Below are 20829 nucleotides of genomic sequence, written 5' to 3'. Positions count from 1 at the left end.
TTTTGGCAGGAATTCTCCCTTGGGCTTTGGCAAGTACCTGAAAACGGCCTTTCTGAACCATTGGAACCTGCTAGTCATGGGTGCCGGTGTGGCGTTGTCGCTCATGACGGACAACCCGGAAATCGGCCTGTCGCTGGTGGCGGCGGGGGAAGTCGCCTACCTGGGAATGTTGTCCACCAACCCCAAATTTCAAAGTTATGTCGAGGCCCAAGAGGCCAAAGCCACCCGCGCCACGGTGGGCGAGGAATCGCAAAAGGCGCTGGAGCGGATCATGCAGACCCTGCCGCGCGAGTCGCTGGACAGGTTTTTGCAGTTGCGGCAGCGGTGCCTAGAGCTAGAGCAAATCGCGGGGGATCTGCGCCAACCGGGGGAACTACCCGCCGTGGGTCTGGAAAATTTTCAGACCGAGGGGCTGGACCGGCTCCTATGGCTGCATTTGCGGCTGTTGTATACGCATCAATCGCTGGCCCGCTTTTTAAATAAGACCAGCGACGACCAAATTGAGGTGGACATTCGCCGTAGCGAGCAGCGGCTGGCCGAATATCCGGCGGACTCCACCAACCCCCAGGAACAACGTATCCGCCAGACTCTGCTGGAAAATCTGCAAACCAGCCGCGACCGGTTGGAAAATCTGCAAAAAGCGCGGGCCAACTTTGAATTGGTCAAAGTGCAAATCGAAGCACTCGAGAACAAAATCCGCAGCTTGAGCGAATTGGCGGTGAATCGCCACGAACCGGAGTTTATCAGCACCCAAGTGAATCAAATCGCCAATAGCATGGTCGAGACGGAAAAGACCATGAACGAACTGCAATATGTCACGGGTTTGGCGACCGCCGAGGAGACTCCGGGTCTATTAAAAAATAAAATGCTAGTAACGCGGTAGGAGCGGCGATTCTCCCGTAGTGGCGACGTTCCGTCGCCGCTGTATTGTCACGCCGTTCCGTCGCCTCTGTACCCCGTAGTGGCGACATTTTGTCGCCTCTGTATTTTCACGCCCTACTATCGCAGCGCCTTTCCTGGCGACATTTTGTCGCCTCTGTATTGTCACCCTGTCGCTACCTTGCAATTTACCTCTAAGATGATACTTGGCATTAGTTTACAAAAGATTGCAGTCTTTTGGGGTGCAGTTGAATTGAAGTTTCCCATGTGTTTTTTGTGGTGGGACTAATAAACATCATCCGCCAAGTTGCGAGAGGGTAACATGCCGCCACCTAGGGGCTAACCACCACACTCGTGTTGCTCAAAAGACCTGCGCAATTGGCATTATCCCGCAAAGTTAAAAAAAGTTGCGACCGAGGGAGAATTTCGTTTTAATATGTGGGTGTCTTAATTTTTAGCCGATTATCCACGGCGGACTTCACTTTCTTTGAGGGTGTCAGCTAATGAACAATATTCCTGCGGTTCCAACTGGGGTGTTATGCGCGGTTTTGGTTTTAATGCTAGGCGAAAGTGCCAAAGGTGCCGTCGACGTCGTGCGTACCTATGATGAAAATCTCGTGCAAACCAATAGGGTGGATGTCAGCGCAACTTCGTTAACATTTTCGCAAATGCAGGCATCTGCCGCTGCCGCGTTCGACCAAGGGCGGGGAGGGGTTATTGATTTTGATAATGGAACGTTTACTAACGCCCGCACGATCGATGCCCGTTTTCAAGGTGGTGGTAAATCTTTGCGATTGACCAATGCTCGACGAGATTGGCAAATTGGATTTTTAGGAAGTTCCAGTAGTAGTGGAGCTATTTCGGGCGCGCGCGTGATTTTTAATGGGGCACCTGATCCTTTTCCCACTCCATACTTTAACGATATTGTGTTTGGCGAAGTGTTGGATCTGGTATCCAACAAAATACTCCCGGAGCGTGTCACAACTTTTGGGATGACCGTGATCGATGCCAACTTTAATGGAGCGGGCAATAACCTAAGTTTTAACGTTCATTTTTCCAATAACTCCTCCGTTGTGCGAAATTTTACCATTCCCGCCGCCTTTAATACCAACGATACTTTTTTTGGATGGTCCGCCCCAGCCGGCCATTACATTACGCATATTCAGTTTTCGGCCACGAATAATACCGCTAGCGACGATTGGGCGTTCATTACGACTCCCGTGCCAGAACCGACGTTGTTACCTGCCCTGGTGATTGCGACAATCTTGGGCCTGGGGGGGATGTTCAAGAAATTCGTCGTCTAACCCAGTGTAGCGGGGGTCCGCTTGTGTCAGGTTACAGTGCATTGTCAACGATTCGCTTTAGGATGAGCCATAGGGCGCTAGGCCACGTTTAGAGCGGCAAAAACCGTGGGTTAGCGCCCAGCGGCTGATTTGTAAAACACAAATCATTAACTGTGACAAAGAAGTAGGTATGTGATTAACTTTCCAAATGACAGATGCTTGAGCAACACTCTGCCGTGTTGATCCGCTGATTTATAGCAACTCTGTCGAAAGTTATTTGCTTGCTATCTGGTTATTGTGCGTTTTTGGTTCATCGAGTAAGTCGAGCTGTGCCGTTGTCGCGGGCCAAAAATAGCAAATCAAATAGTCGCAGCTCACGCGTCCCGGACCAGTCAAGGTTAGTCCCAGGGTCGAGGCAAAAAACACCGTCCCCAGCAGGCCACTGCCCGAAACATCTCCCTTGTGAAAAATAAACGCCGCGACAAAGGTTGTAACCGCGTTAAAGAATGCCGCTGGGCGGGCCAGCAGGCCGAGCGCCAGTAAAATTCCGCCAAAAAATTCCGCCAGCACCGCGCACCAGGCAAAGAATACCGGCAAAGGAAAGCCCATCTTGGCGACATCGGCGATGAACCAGTCTTGGGGTCCCCAGCGTCCTTCACGGGGTAAAAATTTTTCAAAGACCGTACAGAGCAAAATTCCCGTGGCCAGTCGAATCAACAGGATGCCGAAATCAATGGAGAGGGACCGGGGAAAGGGGGAACCTAGCGCTAACGGTCGAAGAAGTGTCATTTTTCGTAATTTCATGTAGGAAGCCGCGCTGCGCGATTCAGTGGCGGCTCGTTGATGATGGCATTTGTACCGCCGGAGGGACGATTCCCCCCGCGACCGCCGCGGCTGGGGGTTGGGACATTCCCCTGCCTAAGGCTATTTTTGTTTCGCCGCCGGGGGCTGGCTTGCCAAGCCAGAAATGGCTTCGCGCACCCGCTCAGTATTATCACGGGGCATCAAATAACGATGCTTGCCCGACGCATCCTCATCGTGATGGGTGACATTTTCTGCGTCCAGCCGAATTGTGCCGGGTTTGGACAGGTTGAAATAACCGCGATCTGGTCGAATTGCGTGCAGCGTGGCCACTAGATCCCAAGCCATAAATCCATTGGTGCGCCCTCCAAAGGTGGCCAGATTTGCCATGAGCAACGGATGCCCTTCCACGTAGTGAAAGTCGTTATCCAGACTGGGATAATGAATCGCGCTGCCCATTTCAAAGGGACAGGCAATCAACTCGGTTGGCCAGGTTGCCAACACGGTGGCCGCGGAGTCCCGATCGCTGAACACATTGAATTCCGCTTTGGGTCGGCTGAAATCACCCGCCATGACAACTAACAAGCGAACTTTGGCGGCAACCAGTTCCTTGCCGGTCAGATCGCTCGCTTGATCCGCCGGGGAATTCAACAGGCTCGCCAGATTTGTCATCGGCCCCACCGCGATGACCACCACGGATCCATCCCGCTGGGTGGCCAGCGTCTTTCGTAGTACAGTGACCGCCAGCGGAGCGTCACTGAATTTTTTTAAAAGTTGATGATGATCGGAAAACTTGAATTTTCCGGGAGCCATGACTTGCGTAAGGTACGGACCGTCCCCACTCGGTTTGGCCGTTCTTAGTACACCAATCGGGATATTCCCACAACCGTAAAAAGTATTGATGACATCGCAAAACGGCCCGGCCAATTCATGATCTTTGCTCACCGTGACCGCGATAATTTTGCATTCGCCACGGCTTTGGAGTCCATGCAATAGTCCCAAGGCAAAGACATCGTCAATGTCATTCCCCATGTCCGTGTCAAAGATAACAGGGACGGATTTGTTTTCTGGTTCCCCCGCAAAAGACGCGGATCCGCCGATGCACAGAATTGCCATTAGCAGTCTCGAGACCAGCGTGCGGGAAGATGCAAGTCGCGGCATAATTTTACAATGGAGCGGCGGGATTCTGGCGGGGGGACTGTCGTTGATTTTAACTTACCCCCTCTCTCGCGGCTAGCAAATTCCTGGCCGAGGGGAAATTGCTTTCCGGCCGACCGCAAGCCAAGCAATCAAGGCGTGTCATTCCCCAGGATGAGCAGGGCGATCTTACCTCCCACCCAAGATGTTGTGATACAACTCTTGATGGCGCAGGGCCATTTGGTCCGCGGTAAATTTTTCGCGGATGGCGGCCGCCGCCTCCAGGCCCCGGGATGACGCCCCAGCGGGATCAAGCAACAGCTCGCGCAGCTTGGCCGCCAGGTCGGCGGGATTTTCCGGCTCGCACAGGCTGCCTCCGCCGGTTTCGGCAATGTATTCCGGAAACGTTCCATGTCGCGGCAACACCGCAGGCACGCCGCTGGCCAGGGCCTCGAGCACGGAAATCCCTTTGCTTTCGTGATATATGGTTGGTTCGGCGAATAGATCAAGCTCGCTCAGAAACCGCAACTTGGCCGCGCGGTCCAGTTCGCCCTGATGGATAAATTTTTCCCGCAGGCCCAGTTCGGCCACGCGCTCGGTGATCCGTTGAAAATACGGCTGGTCCGCGGCCGACATATACCCGGCAACATGCAGTTCCAGCGGGGGCAAATCCGGTTGCCCGGTTAATAGCGCAAACGCCTCCACCAACTGGTGCAGCCCCTTTTCCACCGCGATCCGGGCAAAATAACCAATCCGCACCGGCTGCGCTTGATTTATATTCCAATGCCGCTGCCGCACGGGAGGATATCCATCCAGATTTAGCCCATGCCGGATCACGCTGATTTTTCCGCGCGGGTATTGCAGATACTCACTCATGTAGTCGGCGTAATAGTCATTCAGCGCCACCATCTGGGCGATCGCTCGGGACTTGGCCCGCAACAGTTCGCGGGCCTGGCTGGCGTGCGGTTCGACCAGCCCATTCAAGAAAATATCCTCCCCCATCAGACTACTCAGGATCGGCACGCCCAGACGTTCGGCCAGTGGTTCGGCCAGTCCCACCAAGAGGATATTGCTAAGGTGGACAATATCGGGCCGAAAGTCCCGCTCTAGCCAGGAAACTAGTTTTTCGACCTCTTTGCGCTGCTTGCCGTCGCGTCCTTGCAGCGTGCTGACGGCCAAGTCCCCCAGGTCCTTGGCTTCCATTCCCGCGCTGCGCCGCGATAGCCAATCGAGCAGCGGTGGAGAATCCAATAACCGGTCCAAAAACCACGGCGTATGCCGAAAGAGAGCCGATTTTTGCTGCAAATACACATTTACGCCGCCAAAGAATATCCGCGAATGGCTGACGTTCTCTTCATCGGTGCGAATGGGCGTATACGTGGGAATCAGCAGCAGGTCTTCTCCCCGGGCCCGCAGCGCCGTGGCCAGGCCGTTGTCATGAAAACACGCGCCGCAGATGCGCCCCGCCGCGCCCGCTCCCAGATAGGCGATTTTCATGCGGCGTCACTCCGGAGAGACAATTTCCAAAAGCTGCAACGCCGGCTGGTGGTCCATGCTGATCATCGCCCTCCGCCCATAGGTGGTGGTCCCCGCGGCGCAGCCAAAAATTTCCGCCAGTTCGGGGGCGCAAATGACTTTGTACAATTGGCACAAATGAATCTGCCGCCAGACATTATGTTGAATGAGGATCCGCCCCAGCGGCAAACGCTGGCTCAAAATTTCCGCTCGCACCCCCTCGCTGACCGCCGCTAATTGCAGCCGCACAATGCCAAACAACACCACCCGCCCATCCGACTGCCGCCGCAGCACAATTTTACGAATGTAGTATTCCCCCGCCTGCCCCGCCGATAATACTTCCACATCCACCAGACAGCCATGGTGGTTCTCCACCGTCACGGTCATGTGATGCTCGTGGGCGAGCAGTTCCTGGTATACTCGGGGCATTTCCGCGGAATCCACCGGTGTAAACTCGGCTAATTGACGGGGGTCCGCATAATACAACTTAAGCAATTCGTCCAATTTTGGAGCGTCAGACATAGTTGCAATATGGCAAGAATTGGCCAAGCAGGCGGGGTGGCGGCCTGGCAAGGGAGGAATAAAACCAGGCAAACAGGTAGGACGTCAAACCATCATGTCAGGGAGTAATGCATTCTATACAACGAAATATTCCAAAGCACTCCCCGTTCAATCAGAAATCTCCGATTTACGGTGGGGAATAACGGAAAATCACCCATTCCTTAGTTCAAATCCCGCCGCAGAATCTCGGCGATGCGGACCGCCGCCTGTCCATCCCACAATTCCGGCACTTGCCAAGGTTTGTCGCTGATATCCAGACAGTCGCGAATAGCCGTCGCTAGGACGCCCGTTTCATGCGACACCAGCCGGTTGCTCCCCACATCGATCGTAATCGGTCGCTCGGTATTGTCGCGAATGGTCAGGCAGGGAACGCCCAGCATGGTGGTTTCCTCTTGCAGACCGCCGGAGTCGGTCAGAACCAGGCGGGCATTTTCTGTCAAACTAAGCATGGAATGATAGGGCTGCGGATCGATCCAACGGTAGCCGTTGAGTTCCGGTTGGTCAGCAAAGCCAAACTCGCGAATTTTGGCCTGCGTCCGGGGATGCATCACAAACAGCACCGGCACCTGGCGGTGCAGTTGGGTAATGGCCCGCAAAATCGATTGCAGCCGCTCCGGTTGGTCAACATTGGACGGGCGATGCAGGGTCAAGACCGCATATCCCCGCGACGGCACATCAAACTGTTCGTATGCCTTGACCTGCCGGGCGCGCCGCAGATTTTCCAGCAGCGTGTCGATCATGACATTTCCCACAAAGTGGATTTTTTCCTCCGGCACCCCTTCCCGCCGCAGGTTGTCATTGGCCGCCGGTTCCGAGGTAAACAACCAATCGGCAATGGCATCCGTTAAAATGCGGTTGGTCTCCTCTGGCATTGATCGGTCCCCGCTGCGCAGGCCTGCTTCCACATGCGCGACGGGGATCCCCAGCTTCACCCCGGTTATCGCTCCTGCCACCGTGGAATTCACATCCCCCACCACAACGACCGCCCGAGGGGGCTGTTTGGCAAATTCGGCCTCCAGACGTTTCATGACCTCGGCAATTTGAAAGACGTGCGAGCCGGAACCGACCTCGAGATTGACGCGCGGTTGCGGAATGCCCAAATCGCGAAAAAACGATTCGCTCATTTTTTCGTCGTAATGCTGGCCGGTGTGGATCACATAGGGATCGAGATTTGCCGCCGTAAACGCCTTTACCAGGGGGGCGATCTTCATAAAATTGGGGCGCGCACCGGCAATACAAGCAAGTCCAGCAGTCATGCGATTTTTTTACAATGAAAAAAGTAATCGGCGGCGACAACCCCTGGTCCGTTATCCGCCCCCATCCCCGCCTCAACGACAATTTACCTCAAACCGATTGGGCCGACTATGATGCGATTGTGAAATCCGCGTGAAATCAAGTGAATTCGCCGCGGATGCACTCTCGGGCGGAGCGAATAAAATGCTATACTAACGTAGCATTTTACTAAATTTAGGCTCGGTCCCTGGCCCCTGGCTTTTTGGGGAACGCCCCCCACGACCGTTATATGCCGTTTATTCGCACCGAAACGCACCTCTACCCGCCGGATTTGTTGGCCAACAGTCACGACGCGCCGACGGTCCCTACCGCGCCGGAAACAACCGCTAACCCCGCGGCGCGGGCGTGGTGGGCCATTTATACCAAAGCCCGCCAAGAAAAATCGCTCGCTCGCGACTTGCTCACCTGGCAGATCCCCTTTTATCTGCCGCTGGTGACGCGCACCCATGTCATCGGGGGAAAGCGGCGCAAGTCGCAAGTTCCGTTATTTGGGGGTTATTTGTTTTTATGGGGAACCCCCGAGGAACGGGGGCGGGCTTTGACCACCAACCGTATTTCCCAAACCTTGGCGGTGCCCGACCAAAGGCAACTGCAATTTGACCTCAGCCAGGTCGAACGGCTGATCACGGCAAATGCTCCCTTGACCGTGGAAAGCCGCCTGCAGCCCGGACAAAGGGTACGCGTCAAAAGTGGCGCGCTCCTGGGCGTGGAAGGGACCGTGGCCGAGCGGCGGACGCAATCCCGCCTCATCGTGGAAGTCCGCTTTTTACAGCAAGGCGTGTCGCTGGAAGTGGAAGATTACTACCTGGAGCCGATTTGAGCGTTATTTAACCGTGGGGTCATACAACCGTGGGCTAGCGCCCGTCGGCTGATGCCATCAGCCGGAACGCGCTAGCGTCCGGTTAAATTTGATTTTTGAGCGTTATTCAACTGTGGGCTAGTGCCCGTAGGCTAATAATCACAGGCCCGATTCATCCTCATTTTTCAACATATTCAGCCGTAAACATTTGGATCGCGGGCTAATGCCCGCGCCCCGAACTACCGCTTGCGCACTCACATTTCCGATACACCATGAAGATCGCAATTATTGGCACCGGATACGTTGGCCTGGTCACGGGAACCTGCTTTGCCGAAAGCGGCAATCAGGTCTTTTGCGTCGATATTGACGAACGCAAGATCGCGCGGCTGAACGCTGGCGAAGTCCCCATTTATGAGCCAGGCCTAGCCGAAATGGTCGAGCGGAACCTGCGCGCGGGGCGGCTGCACTTTACCACCCAGGCCGCAGCGGCCATTCCGCAGGCCAAGCTGGTTTTTCTGGCCGTGGGGACCCCCGCCGCCAGTGACGGCTCGGCGGATTTGCAATACATGCTGCAGGCGCTGGAGGGGCTGGCCCCGCACCTGCAACCGCACGCGATTGTCGTTATTAAAAGCACTGTCCCCGTTGGAACGAACGCCCAGGTGCACAAGCGGCTCATGGAGCTAACCGGCCGCGAGTGCGAAGTGGCCAATAACCCCGAATTTTTGCGGGAAGGGGCCGCAATCGAGGATTTTCTCAACCCCGACCGCGTCGTGGTGGGTGTGCGCAGTCCGCCGGTGGGCGAGATTCTGCGCCTGCTGTATGAGCCCTTCCTGCAAAGCGGCAACCCATTTTTAGTAATGACCCCCGAAAGCGCTGAAATGGCCAAATACGTGGCCAACGCCATGCTTTCGACCAAAATCAGCTTTATCAACGAAGTCGCCAACCTGTGTGAAAAGCTGGAGGCCGACATCGACGAGGTCCGCCGCGGCATCGGCCATGACCGCCGAATTGGGTTTGAGTTTCTCATGCCGGGAGTCGGCTACGGCGGAAGCTGCTTTCCCAAGGATGTGCGGGCGCTTTCGGCACTGGCCCGCGCGTGCGGCATCCAACCCACGCTCTTGGACGCGGTAAACCAAGTCAATCTGCGGCAAAAAGAGACCCTCTTTCGCAAGATCGAGCAATTCTTTGGGCGGGAACTGCGGGGGAAAATCATAGCCGTGTGGGGGTTGGCGTTTAAGCCCCGGACGGATGACATCCGCGAGGCCTCGTCGCTGGTGCTGATCGACCAACTGCTGGGGGCGGGTTGCGTGGTGAGGGTGCATGACCCGGTGGCCACGGCCAACGTGCGAAAAATTTACGGAGATAAGCTGCACTATGCCGTCGATCCGCTGGCGGCCGCGGCCGGTGCCGACGCCCTGGCCATCGTGACCGAATGGGGGGACTACCGCAATCCCGACTGGGACGAGCTTAAACGCGCCCTGGCCCGACCACTGGTTTTTGATGGGCGGAATGTCCTCAACCCCGAAGCAGCCCGCCAATACGGGTTTACATATTACGGTATTGGCAAAGCGCCCGTCCTGGGCGAAGCACGGGGACTGGGCTAGGGAGGAAAGTAGGTCCCGTCCGCCGGACGGGACGTGGCGTTTGGTTTTTGGCGTTTGGTATTTGGTAAGCTGCTCCCGCACAAAGCCGCCGCTCGTATCGGCGGAATGAGGGATGGGAGGCGAGAGTCGCGGGACGCGGGAGTTTTGCTTAGCCGCGACGCGCAGCGGAGCGCGGTATTTGGTTGCTGGTTTTTTTGAATGCTGGGTGCTCGTTAACCACACACAAAGCGGCCGTTGATATCGGCGGTGCGGGGCGCGCAGAATTGTAGGAGGCAACTCCGTTGCCGAATTGGTTGCTTTCTTCCCCAAGGCGGTTTGGTAACTCAGCCCGAGGTTTATGCTCAGTGGCTACTCAGGGAACCCCTAATTAACCCTGACCCACACGAGCTCTGCCGTGTTTTGCGGTGTTCAATGGCCCGTCATCCAGTCTTCCGAGGGCCTGCGGTGCATTTAATTTGCCGTGTTAATATCTATTACCGCTTTTCCCAGAGCGCATACATTAGCACGCCAGCGATGAGGATATAAACCACTCCGGGTACCATAAACACCCAAGTGCGCTCAACCGAGACACGACCAAGCGTGGCCATCTGGGTGGCGGGCCACAAGAAGCAAAGTGCCGCCTTGAAAAGGTAGATGTAGCCGACGACGGTCAGCACGGCGGCTGGTCCCGCCCAGACCTGATGAAACGCCACAACCAGCGAGCCTAGCGCCAAACTGAGAAAGCCATGCACAAAGACGCCCGCATAACCCCGCCCCCGCAGCCAGATAAAAAACTCCGCCCAAGCGCGGGGATAGCAAAAATGCGACAGGCCGACGATCAAAAATTGAATCAAGGCCAGGATTTGGATTTCACGGTGCATCGGGGGTCAACCTGATTCCGGTCAGTCGCATTTGCGGTGCGTTAAGAAGATAAAACGATTAAACACTTGTTTAGGTAAAGTAATATTGAATAAAGAGTTTGATAACAGCACGGCTAACAATTTGCGAATGGACCTAGTATTAATAGATTGTTTACGGATAACGCAACCGCGTTGCGGTAGAATTTTTTGGCTTGCGGTATTCCCAGGGTAGCCGCTACGCGGCAACCCTGGGCTGAGTTCCATAACCGCGTTGCGGTAAATTCCCTCACCCCGGCCCTCTCCCAGAGGGAGAGGGAGTACCGCAACGCGCCCTGTTCATTGGTAATACTGGGGAACAAAGCCCACGGGTTGGAACGCAGCGAACAACCCTGGGTAAAGGGGAAAATCAATGAACTCCTACTCCAACGGAGTTGCGGAATCCTCTGGTATACTGGTAAAAACCGCGCTATGATTACTAGCGATTAGTATAAGGAACTCGATAAATTTACGATTTGCTTGAGAGCTAAAAAATTATCAATAAGAATCCGACCGCAAAATGTGCCGGTTGCCAGCGGGGAACATGCCATTTCCTAGCAGGGTAATCTAGGTAAAATTCAGAAACTTCAAATTATTTCCACCCAGTTGTGTCAGCGGGTTAGAGCCCCCTCCTCCGTCCGCCGTGCCCCGATGGCGGATCAGGTTGTAATCAAACGTCACATTATCGTCCCCCGCGCCATACGCCGCATAAAAATCATCCACCGCGTTGGCCGCCACGTGCGCGGTATCGGTCTGCGCGCCGGTGTCGATGGTGATCTTTTTGGCGGTGCTGCCGCCGTTGGCCAGCGTATTGGGCGAGGTGTAATAGCGCCCGACCAGCAGCGTGTCAAAGCCGCCGCCGGTAAATAACCGCACTTCCTTGGCGGCGACCGACCGCGAAAACAGCAGAAAATCATTCCCCGCGCCGGTATCCGCCTGGACCAACCCGCCGTAATTGTTCACATCCAGCCCAAACAGGTCATCCCCGTCGCCGCCAATTAAAAACGCATCCTTGCGCAGCGAGCTATTGACCAGTTGCAGTTGGTCGTTACCGCCGTCCGTGTTTATATTGACCACGCCGTGCGCCGTATGATTGTAAATCAAGAGCAAATCGTTCCCGCCGCCGGTGCGCACATCGACCGCGCCGCTTGAGGCGTCAAACACCTGCACCCGCGCGAGCGCGCTGGTGGCGTCGAGATCCCACGCCGCGCCGCCAAAGACCCGCTGCAGGCGGACCAGTTCATCCCCACCGGTCCCCAAATCGACCCGCAATGTTTGCGACACGCCCACGGAACCATCGTTGATATTCCCCAAGGCCCCCAGAAACGCCGCCTGGGGCGCGCCGATGCGGACATTGTCGCTGCCGGTTCCCCCTTCGACATGCAGGACCGAAAGCGCGATATTATTGACCCGTAATTCGTCATCGCCGCCGCGCAAATACACATAGAGCTTGTCAACGCCGGTAAATACTTGGGTCCCGTTGGCCACGCCATTAATTGCCGTGGGCTGGTTTTGTTGCAAATCGCCCACGCCCTGAACAAACACCTGCCCGGGAGCGGCCAGGCCGACTTCGACCGCGTTGGCCAGGTCGTCGCCGGCCAGCGTGAGGACGCCATTGTCAAAGCTGGCGGTGATATTGCCAGCCAAGGGGAGGCGGTGTTCCAGGGATTCAAATTGCGTACGCGTGTGCATCTTGATTGCCCCTGCAAATTCGTTATCGGTTGTCAATAAAGTAAATTCCTATGTCGTTATGTTATCCAACTAGGTTGAAAATTTCCAATTATTTATGTGATAAATTATATCTTTCCACAAATGACATTTAGATAACTTCATTCCATTGTCCCGTTTTTGCGCTGGCCAGGACCGCGTCACAAATTTTTTGCGTTTCGAGCGCGTCGCGGAAGGTCGGCGGGCAGGGCTTGCCATCCCCCAGGGCCTGCAAAAAGTCCGCCACCTGGTGCACAAAGCTGTGTTCGTAGCCAATTTGCAGCCCCGGCACCCACCACCGGCCCATGTACGGCTGGTCGCCATCGGTGACATGGATGGATTTCCAGCCGCGCATCTTTCCCTCGTCGCCATATTCAAAATATTGCAGGCGGTGCAGGTCGTGCAGGTCCCATTTGATCGAGGCCTTTTCGCCGTTAATCTCAAACGTATACAACGCCTTATGCCCGCGGGCGTAGCGGGTCGATTCAAACAGGCCCAGCGAACCATTGTCAAAGCGGCACAGAAAAGCGCAGGCGTCGTCGATGCCGACCGGTTCTTTTTTGCCCGTGAGGTTGTGCAGGCGTTCCTTGACAAAGGTCTCGGTCATGGCCGACACGGTGTTGATCCGACCATTGATCCAAATGGCGGTGTCGATGCAATGCGCGAGCAAGTCCCCGGTCACGCCGGAGCCGGCGGCGGCGACATCCAACCGCCAGAGGGCGTTTCCCCCCTGGGGCAGGTCGGCGTTGATGGTCCAGTCCTGCAAAAAGTTGGCCCGGTAATGAAAAATCCGCCCCAGCCGTCCCTCATCGACCAGTTGCTTGGCCATGGTCACCGCGGGAACGCGGCGATAGTTGTACCAAACCGTGTTGGGAACCCCGGCCTGTTCCACCGCCGCGCACATCTCTTCCCCTTCGACGGTGTTCATGGCCAGCGGCTTTTCGCACAGAATCATCTTGCCCGCGCGGGCCGCGGCAATGGCGATCTCCTTGTGCAGGTTATTCGGCACGCAAATATCAATCGCGTCGATGTCCTTGCGCTCGATCAGCTTGCGCCAGTCGGTCTCAATCGATTCATACCCCCATTGGTCGGCAAACGCCTGGATCTTTTCGGCGTTGCGGGCGCAAGCCGCCTTGAGCACCGGCCGATACGGCAGGTCAAAAAAATCATTGACCCGCTTGTAACCGTTGGTGTGGGCCCGGCCCATAAAACCGTAGCCGATCAGGCCCAGATTGAGTGGTTTGGCCGATGGGTGTGCTGTAGCTTGGGACATGGCGCGTGATACTCCTCAAAAACTGCTGCCAATAGCACGGTCCGGGGAGGCCGGTCCGCGTTTGCCAATACGCCGCCGCTGGGCGTAGAATGACTGGAAGATAGCGTATTTTGAGTAAGTCGCGGTGTCAAGGAACGATTACGAACTACGAATTACTAGTGCCAGCCCCCTTGCCCCTATCCCCTGACCCCTTGCACTGTTCCCCGTTCCCTAACCCCTTTTCCCTCTCCCCTCCGGCGGAGGGGAGCTACCATGAATTACCGTATTGGCCTGGGCCATGACACGCATCGACTGACGGATGGTGGGTCACTCTTGATTGGCGGGGTTTCCATCCCCTGGACACGCAGCGCGGTGGGACACAGCGATGCCGATGTGCTCCTTCACGCGATCACCGACGCGCTGTTAGGGGCGGCGGCCCTGGGGGATATCGGGGAACTTTTTCCCGATACCGACCCCGCCAACCGGGGGCGGAATTCGGCGGAAATGTTGCAAGTGGCCGACGCGCGGATCCGCGCGGCGGGTTGGCGGATTATAAATCTAGACTGTATTGTCTTTGCGCAGCGGCCAAAATTATCGCCGTATAAAGGGGCCATCGCCGCGCGCGTGGCCCAGATCTTGCAAATTGACGCCGGTCAAGTCGGCATCAAGGCCAAAACCGGCGAAGGGGTCGATGCCGTGGGACGGGAAGAAGCGATCATGGCCCAATGCGTGGCGCTGGTGTGCCGCGCGGAGTAAGCGCGTTGGGGCAGGAAATACGGGAAGGAGCCGCGGGGTGGGAGTTACTGGCCGACGAGGGATAGCGCGGTTACTCGAGCTTCCATTCTTCCAGCATTTCCGTCCCCAAGGGGCGGGTCAGTTGCACGCCATATTGCTTTTTCAGGTTTTCAAACAGTTGCCGCTCCGACTCGACGCGCTCAAAGGCCCCCACCCGATTGTAAGGAGAAAAAGTTTGTTCGGACCGACTCTCGGTCAAGTATTGCTCGCGCAGTTTTTCCAAATCACGGGCTTTGGTCACTTGCACAATGTACACCTGCGTGCCGGGTTGGTTGCTGGTCACTCCGATACCATTGACCGGCAGGGAAAAGACCGTCTGCATAAATGTTTCACCCGCCTGGTCGATGCCCGGAACCTTGGTGATTTCATAAAGGGGTGGTTCATCAAAGGATGTTAAATTTGTCTGCTGGAGCCAGGCAAAGTCCGACACCGTTATCGCCGCGGGGATCTGCGTATCCAGACCATGTAGATCAATGATCGAGCGATTCTCGGCCCGGGCCTTGGCCGCCCAGGTTTCGGCTTGCTGGGTGGCCAGTTTTTTGGCCTCGATCATTTTCCAGGCGGTGGTAACCTGCTGTTGGATGGCGGACTCGGACCAGTCGGGGACCCGTTCGGGCTGCACGTCCGTCTTCCAAAATAAAAAGTCGACGGTCGCCGATTGGCTGCGCGTGGGAGAGTACGGGGTTAGCATTTTTTGATTAAAGGCCAACTGGCTGAGGGGAAACTGCCGGTTATCGCCCGCGTTGACCAGCGACTGGGCTAGCTCGCTACGGCCAAAGTCCACGGCCGAGACCAAGGTCACGGTTCGCCCCTCAATCGCCATTTCCTGGCCCACGACTTCGACTGCAAAGGGGGTAAAGACGAACGGCTTTGTGGGATCGGTATGGTCCAGTTCTTTGACCTTGCGCAGATTGGCGTGATCCAGCATTTTCTCGGTCAAGGCGTTCAAAATTCGTTCTTTTTCCGTAAATGCCTTTTCCCGTGCCAGACGCTGGCGGATTTCATCCCGCACTTCTGCCAACGGCTGGTATTCCACCGGTTTAGGAGGGGCGGGGCTCGTGGCGGGATTGGGGGGAGTCGTAGTAGAGGGGGTTGTATTACTCGTCGCCGGATTAGTCGGGGACTGGGTGGTCGTGTCCGTGGCCCCGGTGCTAGAGCCATCCGCGGGTGGAACCGCCGCGTCGGTGGTCGCGGGGGGATTCTTTGCCGGGGTGTCTGTGGAATTGCTGTCTGCGGAAGTGGTCTGGGGGGAGGTGGTCACTGGCGGATTATCCGCTGCTGGGGTTGTCGCGGCGGGTGTCGTGGATGTCGTAGCAGGGTCGGTAGGTGTGGCGGCATTCGGTGGTGTATCCGCTGGTGGGGCGTCGGTCCCTTGTGCCTTTGGTGCAGTTGGCACGGCGTCCGGGTTTGGGGGCGATTGCTCTTGTAAAAATGCCGCCGTGAGTACCCGCACTTTCCCTTCGGCACCGCGCAGCCGGGATTGCTTATCCGTGGGGGGGTCGCTGGGCTGTCGGGCTTCGCTGGGCTGTCGGGGGTAGACTTTGCCGGGGGGGCTGCGTCATCCGCAGCGGGCTGCGGATCCTCCGTTGTCTTTGGCTCAGTCGGATTCGCCGGGGGCGTGTCGGATTTTTCAGCTGTGGAGTTATTTTTTGAGGAGTTATCCTCAGCGGGTTTATTTTCGGCGGGTGGTTCCGCCGTTTTTGATTCCGACGCGGGTGGTTCGGTAGCTTTGGCGGAGTCGGCAGGGGGCATCGGCTCGGCGGTTTTTTCAGCTTCGGCGGCCGGGGGTGTGCTCTCGAGACCCGGCAGAAGGCTGGAGTTGCCCGATGCCTCGGCCGGGGGCGCGTTTTCGCCCGGTACCGGATTGCCGCTGGGTGGCAGGTTAAGACCGGGGAGGGCGGGTAACTCCCGCTTCACAAACAAATCTTTATGCTCGTTATAGTACTTTTCGATCTCCGCGTCGGTGATCAAGGGCTTTTGGGCGGCCTCTAGCGCGGCAAAGTCGACGCGAAAATACTGAAACGTTGCCAACTGCGGAACCTTAAAACCGGGTTCACCCGTCAGCGGATTAGGCAAGCGATTTTTGTGCTCTTCAAAGTATTTTTGCAGCACATCCCCCGCCGGTGTCTTTACTTGGTCTAAAAAATTGCCCACCGGGATGGGAATTGCCGCCAGCGACACCCGTTGGTTCAGCCGCATAAAAAAATTCCAGCGGTCCAGCGGGGTAAAATAAAACAGTTGCTTTTGGGTGGCGACGTAGGCCATGTGTCGGGCCAATAAGCGACGCACCAGCGAAAAAATATAGTCATTGGAAAAATACGGCCGCTGCTGCTGCAACAGCCCGCGAATCTCATCAAATTCCGCGGCGGTCACCACGCCCACGGTGGGGGGTTTATCGGGTGCTTGCAGGGCGTTGGTTTGGGCGGTGGCTTCGCGAAAATTGTCCAAGAACTGATTGACCGTGTCATCGCTAACTTCGATGCCCATATCCGTCGCCAAGCGGTCGTAGAGCATGACCAAGAGCGAATCCAACTCGGAAAGGGCCAGGGGTCCGGCCAATTGATTAAATTCCTGTAAACTATACCGACGAAAATTTGGATTCTGGCCAAAGATCTGCTCAAACAAGGGGATTTGCGCTTCGGAGGCGCCACTCGCGAGAGCTTCGGCCTTGGCCTGGGCGCGCAATTTGATCAAATACAAAAAGCGATTGAGCAGCACATCGTCCGACACATAGCCGTACAATTGCGGCGTGGTCAGGGTGCCTTTGTTCCAGGTGCCCACTGTTAGGCTGTCGGATTGCTGGTTATCCAACTGGCGCTCTTGCATCAGTTGCATGAGCGGGGGCAAGACCACAAAGGCCAGCATGGCCATGATCGCCAGCGTCCCCAGCCAAAATTTTTGATTTTTACGAAATAGATCGAAGGGACTCTCCATGGTCCGCGTTTCCTGCATAAATATTGGAATGTGACGTTTGTTAAATTGGGCAATCTGATTGGTGAATTCGCAAGAGTGGCTTGACAGCCAGCGATTTGACCGGTATCCGATTACAAGAAGCCAACTGGCCTTTCACCAGCGGTCCCTCATTTTGCGATTGTAGGCCCGGCAGAGACAATTGCAATCCCAACTTGAAACTATGACAAGAGTTACGTAACGCATCCCGCGTTGGCCGACTCCCTTCCTGCTAGGCTAAAAAAATCCATTCACCTGAACCCTCCGGCTGGCAGGCCGTAACATTTTTACACGGTTTCAACTGGGCAAATGCCCGACGGCAGAATAAAAATCAGCATTCCCGCATCTCCTCCACGATCAACATCCGTCCCCCGGGGGACCACCTGGGTACGCCGCGGATGATTGAGCAATCGTTGGTCCCGGGTTGTGGATTTACCGCAGCCCAACCTTATAAAGAAGTCATTTTTTAAGCCGATGGCCAAAAAATCCTCCAAATCCGCCGCCGCCGGGGTTTCGCTGGTGATTGTCGAATCACCCGCCAAGGCCCGCACGATTGGCAAATTCCTCGGCTCCGGCTATCAGGTCGAAGCCAGCATCGGCCATATCCGCGACCTCCCCCAAGGGGCCAAGGAAATCCCCGCTCAATATCGCAAGGAACCCTGGTCCCGCCTGGGGGTGAATGTCGATCGCGACTTTGATCCGCTGTACATTATTCCGGCGGAAAAAAAGGCGCAGGTGGCAAAATTAAAGGCCCTGCTCAAGGACGCCAAGGATGTCTACCTGGCAACGGACGAGGATCGCGAAGGGGAGGCAATTAGCTGGCATCTCAACGAGGTCTTGCAACCACGGGTGCCGGTCCACCGGTTGGTTTTTCATGAAATCACCAAGGAAGCCATCAACGAAGCCCTGGAAAATCCGCGTCAAATCGACAACGATCTGGTCCGAGCACAAGAAACGCGCCGAATTTTGGACCGCCTGTACGGGTACGAGGTTTCTCCCCTGTTATGGCGCAAAGTCCGGCCTAAGCTATCCGCCGGTCGCGTGCAAAGCGTGGCGGTCCGGCTGATCGTGCAGCGGGAGCGGGACCGGATGAAGTTTGTCTCGGCCAGCTGGTGGGACTTGGAGGGATTATTTCAAAAGGCTAGCGGCGGCACCAACTTTCGCGCGGTTTTGGACAGCGTGGATGGCCGCAAACTACCCGTGGGCAAGGATTTTGACGCGGCGACGGGCAAGCTTAAAAATCCCGACTTGTATTTTATGGACGAGACCGGCGCCGCCAGCCTGCGCGCCCGGTTGGAAAAAGCCCAATTTAAAGTCGTCTCGATCGAGGAAAAACCCTACACCCAAAAGCCCGCTCCGCCGTTCACCACCAGCACCTTGCAACAAGAAGCGAACCGCAAATTGGGCTTTACCGCGCGCCGCACGATGCAAGTCGCCCAAAGCCTGTACGAAAACGGCCATATCACCTACATGCGTACCGATTCGACCAATTTGGCCAGCGTGGCAATCGAGGCCGCGCGCGATCTGGTCCGCTCGGAATATGGCGCGGAATACCTTCCCGGACAGCCCCGAGTTTACCAAAATAAAGTCAAAAACGCCCAGGAAGCCCACGAGGCCATCCGTCCCGCCGGGCATCCTTTTCAAAAACCGGGCGTCATGAACGGCGTGCTGGGCGTGGATGATTACCGCCTGTTTGAGTTAATTTGGAAGCGGACGATCGCCTCGCAAATGGAAGACGCCCGTTTGCGGCGGACCACGATCTTGATCGAAGCGGACGGCTGCATTTTTCGCGTGGCCGGCAGCGTGGTGGAATTTGCGGGATTTTTAAAGGCGTATGCCGAAGGGACCGACGAAGCGGAGCCTTTGCACGGGGGTGAAGAAACCACCCTGCCCCAGGTTGTTCGCGATGAACTACTCAAGTGCCTGGCGCTCGATGCCAAATCCCACACCACCCAACCCCCCGCCCGCTATACCGAAGCCGCCCTGACCAAAGCGCTGGAAGAAATGGGCATCGGCCGACCGAGCACCTACGCCAGTATTATTGACACCATTCTGGCCCGCGAATATGTGTACAAAAAGAGCAACGCCCTGGTCCCCACATGGACGGCCTTTGCCGTATCGCAACTGCTGGAAAACCACCTGACCGACCTGGTGGATTACCAGTTTACCGCCCAAATGGAGGAAGACCTGGACGCCATCAGCCGGGGGGAAGCGAACAGTCTAAATTATTTGACTAAGTTTTATTTTGGCCACGGGACACCGGGACTAAAAAAACACCTAGAGCACAAGGTCGGTGAAATCGACGCCCGCGACGTCAGCCGCATCTTTATCGGCCAACCCGAAAACCAAGAACCGATCCATGTGCGCGTGGGCAAGTATGGGCCATTCCTCGAGCAAGGGGAGCGGCGAGGCTCCATTCCCGATGGCTTGGCCCCCGACGAAATGAGCCTGTCCAAATGCCTGGAGCTGCTCAGCCAGTCGCAGGCGTCCGAGGAACCGCTGGGGATCTGTCCCGAAACAGGCAAACCGATCTTTCTAAAAAATGGCCGGTTTGGTCCGTATATTCAGCGGGGTGCCAACGACGATCCCGAGAAAAAGAACGCCTCCCTTTTAAAGGGGATGACGTTGGAGCAAATCGATCTGCCAACCGCCGTAAATTTGCTGGCTTTGCCCCGGACCGTGGGCCAACACCCGCAGACCGGCGAAGATATCGTAGCCTATAACGGCAAATTCGGACCCTATATCAAAAGCGGCTCCGATACCCGCTCTTTGCCAGCCGATCAGTCCCCGTTGGGGGTCACCCTAGAGCAAGCGGTCGAACTATTGGCCCAACCCAAGTCCACCAAACGTTCGTTTGGCGTGGCGGCCGCGCCGCTCAAGGTACTGGGACTATCCCCAGTCACACAAAAAAACATCGAGCTGCGCAGCGGGCGATACGGCCTGTATGTGGCGGATGGAGTGACCAATGCCTCTCTACCGCGGAATAGCACCGCCGAAGAAGCGACGCTAGAACAAGCGATTCAATTGCTGGCCGAGCGGGCCGCCGCCGGGCCCCCCACCGGTCGCCGGGGCGCGAAAAAGAGCGCGAAAAAAGCCGCCAAAAAAACGAGTGTGGCCAAAAAAGCGGCCAAAGTCGCCACTCCGAAAAAAGCTGCCAAAAAAGCGGCGAAGAAAGCGGCCAAAACTTCCTCCGCGCGGGACGAAGAGGTCTTGTTGGAGGAATAGCCGCGATTCGCGGATGAACTTATTTTTACCAGCGGTAATCTTCTTTTGTGCTTGAATTCAGGCGCCACCGTGGGTCGCGCGGGGGCTGGGCACACAAGTGTCTGATTGGACTCTGACGTCGTTATTCATTACAAAGAAGCCCATCCGGTGTTTG

16 protein-coding genes are annotated in these 20829 nt (G+C 56.3%); 6 read left to right on the top strand and 10 right to left on the bottom strand.

What is annotated here, in order from left to right; all coding sequences use genetic code 11:
* The first annotated feature begins 19 nt into the window (after positions 1-19).
* Positions 20-883: a hypothetical protein gene (locus SFX18_01470; GenBank protein MDX1961789.1), complete on the top strand. Its 864-nt coding sequence runs from the start codon at positions 20-22 to the stop codon at positions 881-883.
* Between the two features lie 499 nt (positions 884-1382).
* Positions 1383-2183 carry a hypothetical protein gene (locus SFX18_01465; protein ID MDX1961788.1) on the top strand — a complete coding sequence of 267 codons (801 nt, stop codon included), beginning with the start codon at positions 1383-1385 and terminating at the stop codon, positions 2181-2183.
* Positions 2184-2435: 252 nt separating this feature from the next.
* On the opposite strand, the gene SFX18_01460 is transcribed toward SFX18_01465, so the two are convergent.
* The 5 genes from SFX18_01460 to wecB form a co-directional block, all read right to left on the bottom strand.
* The gene (locus SFX18_01460) at positions 2436-2951 is read right to left on the bottom strand and encodes a DoxX family membrane protein (GenBank protein MDX1961787.1); all 516 of its coding nucleotides are present in this window, start codon (positions 2949-2951) and stop codon (positions 2436-2438) included.
* 135 nt (positions 2952-3086) lie between these two features.
* Positions 3087-4124: a nucleoside hydrolase gene (locus SFX18_01455; protein MDX1961786.1), complete on the bottom strand. Its 1038-nt coding sequence runs from the start codon at positions 4122-4124 to the stop codon at positions 3087-3089.
* 165 nt (positions 4125-4289) lie between these two features.
* Complete coding sequence (locus SFX18_01450; GenBank protein MDX1961785.1) at positions 4290-5597, bottom strand: glycosyltransferase family 4 protein; 1308 nt, start codon at positions 5595-5597, stop codon at positions 4290-4292.
* 6 nt (positions 5598-5603) lie between these two features.
* Positions 5604-6137 (bottom strand): hypothetical protein, encoded by a 534-nt coding sequence (locus tag SFX18_01445; GenBank protein MDX1961784.1) that lies wholly within the window; start codon positions 6135-6137, stop codon positions 5604-5606.
* 200 nt (positions 6138-6337) lie between these two features.
* Entirely contained in the window at positions 6338-7432 is a 1095-nt protein-coding gene (gene wecB, locus SFX18_01440) for a UDP-N-acetylglucosamine 2-epimerase (non-hydrolyzing) (GenBank protein ID MDX1961783.1), read from the bottom strand.
* A 266-nt stretch (positions 7433-7698) separates the two neighbouring features.
* On the opposite strand from wecB, the gene SFX18_01435 reads away from it, so the two are divergent.
* Both SFX18_01435 and SFX18_01430 read left to right on the top strand, forming a co-directional pair.
* Complete coding sequence (locus tag SFX18_01435; protein ID MDX1961782.1) at positions 7699-8289, top strand: antitermination protein NusG; 591 nt, start codon at positions 7699-7701, stop codon at positions 8287-8289.
* Between the two features lie 251 nt (positions 8290-8540).
* Positions 8541-9872, top strand: a complete 1332-nt coding sequence (locus tag SFX18_01430) for a UDP-glucose/GDP-mannose dehydrogenase family protein (protein MDX1961781.1) — start codon at positions 8541-8543, stop codon at positions 9870-9872.
* A gap of 473 nt (positions 9873-10345) precedes the next feature.
* Here SFX18_01430 and SFX18_01425 read toward each other — a convergent pair whose 3' ends face one another.
* The 3 genes from SFX18_01425 to SFX18_01415 all read right to left on the bottom strand — a co-directional run bounded on the left by SFX18_01425 (position 10346) and on the right by SFX18_01415 (position 13727).
* Positions 10346-10732 carry a hypothetical protein gene (locus SFX18_01425; GenBank protein ID MDX1961780.1) on the bottom strand — a complete coding sequence of 129 codons (387 nt, stop codon included), beginning with the start codon at positions 10730-10732 and terminating at the stop codon, positions 10346-10348.
* Positions 10733-11314: 582 nt separating this feature from the next.
* Entirely contained in the window at positions 11315-12439 is a 1125-nt protein-coding gene (locus SFX18_01420) for a hypothetical protein (protein MDX1961779.1), read from the bottom strand.
* Between the two features lie 127 nt (positions 12440-12566).
* Positions 12567-13727, bottom strand: a complete 1161-nt coding sequence (locus SFX18_01415; GenBank protein ID MDX1961778.1) for a Gfo/Idh/MocA family oxidoreductase — start codon at positions 13725-13727, stop codon at positions 12567-12569.
* Positions 13728-13979: 252 nt separating this feature from the next.
* Here SFX18_01415 and ispF point away from each other — a divergent pair, with 252 nt between their 5' ends.
* The gene (gene ispF / locus SFX18_01410; protein ID MDX1961777.1) at positions 13980-14462 is read left to right on the top strand and encodes a 2-C-methyl-D-erythritol 2,4-cyclodiphosphate synthase; all 483 of its coding nucleotides are present in this window, start codon (positions 13980-13982) and stop codon (positions 14460-14462) included.
* A gap of 70 nt (positions 14463-14532) precedes the next feature.
* Here ispF and SFX18_01405 read toward each other — a convergent pair whose 3' ends face one another.
* On the bottom strand, positions 14533-15762 hold the full coding sequence (locus SFX18_01405; protein ID MDX1961776.1) for a hypothetical protein: 1230 nt from the start codon (positions 15760-15762) through the stop codon (positions 14533-14535).
* On the bottom strand, positions 15759-17435 hold the full coding sequence (locus SFX18_01400; GenBank protein MDX1961775.1) for a hypothetical protein: 1677 nt from the start codon (positions 17433-17435) through the stop codon (positions 15759-15761). Before SFX18_01400 ends, SFX18_01405 begins: the two co-directional genes overlap by 4 nt.
* A 489-nt stretch (positions 17436-17924) precedes the next feature.
* Between SFX18_01400 and topA the strand changes: the two genes are divergently transcribed.
* On the top strand, positions 17925-20675 hold the full coding sequence (gene topA / locus SFX18_01395; protein MDX1961774.1) for a type I DNA topoisomerase: 2751 nt from the start codon (positions 17925-17927) through the stop codon (positions 20673-20675).
* Positions 20676-20829 lie beyond the last annotated feature (154 nt).

The sequence above is a fragment of the Pirellulales bacterium genome (assembly GCA_033762255.1).
Taxonomy (GTDB): Bacteria; Planctomycetota; Planctomycetia; order Pirellulales; family JALHPA01; genus JANRLT01.
Note: the sequence above shows the minus strand (reverse complement) of the source record. Positions and strands in the feature narration are given on the sequence as shown.